Source organism: Methylomonas rivi (genome assembly GCF_024505165.1).
Classification (GTDB): domain Bacteria; phylum Pseudomonadota; class Gammaproteobacteria; order Methylococcales; family Methylomonadaceae; genus Methylomonas; species Methylomonas rivi.
This window is the reverse complement of the sequence record NZ_JANIBK010000341.1, coordinates 1-896: the sequence shown is the minus strand read 5'-3', so window position 1 is coordinate 896 and position 896 is coordinate 1. Positions and strand designations below refer to the sequence as shown.

1 protein-coding gene is annotated in these 896 nt (G+C 61.8%); it reads left to right on the top strand.

From position 1 onward, the window contains the following. A partial coding sequence (locus tag NP596_RS21615; protein WP_305891846.1) for a 1-deoxy-D-xylulose-5-phosphate synthase N-terminal domain-containing protein occupies window positions 1–896 on the top strand: 896 nt, incomplete at both ends.

Below are 896 nucleotides of genomic sequence, written 5' to 3'. Positions count from 1 at the left end.
CTGTATTCGTCGGTACGGGAAGAAAGCAAGAAAGCCCTGGCCAGCATGCCGTCGGTGTGGGAACTGGCGCGCAAGACCGAAGAGCACGTGAAAGGCATGATCGTACCGGGCACCCTGTTCGAGGAACTGGGCTTCAATTATTTCGGCCCCATCGACGGCCACGACGTCGACATGCTGGTGTCGACGCTGGAGAACCTGAAGGACATTTCCGGACCGGTGTTTTTGCACGTGGTGACCAAGAAAGGCAAAGGCTATGCGCCGGCTGAGAAAGACCCCCTGGCGTACCACGGCGTGCCCGCCTTCGACCCCAGCCAGGATTCCCTGCCCAAGTCGGCGCCGTCGCCGCACCCGACCTACACCGAAGTATTCGGCAACTGGTTATGCGACATGGCGGCGCGGGACGAGCGCCTGCTGGGGATTACCCCGGCCATGCGCGAGGGCTCGGGTCTGGTGAAGTTTTCCCAGCAGTTTCCGAAACGCTATTTCGATGTGGCGATTGCCGAACAGCATGCGGTGACTTTGGCGGCCGGTCAGGCCTGCCAGGGCGCCAAGCCGGTGGTGGCGATTTATTCGACCTTCTTGCAACGCGCGTACGATCAATTGATACACGATGTGGCCTTGCAGAATCTGGATGTGTTGTTTGCGCTGGACCGGGCCGGTCTGGTGGGGCCGGACGGGCCGACCCATGCCGGCAGTTACGATTTCAGTTACATGCGCTGCATTCCGAACCTGCTGGTGATGGCCCCGGCCGACGAGAACGAATGCCGGCAAATGCTGACCACCGGTTTCCATTATCCGGGTCCGGCCTCGGTGCGCTATCCGCGCGGCAAAGGCCCGGGCGCCAGCGTCGAATCCGGCTTGACCGCGCTGGAGATCGGCAAAGCCGAGATTCGCCA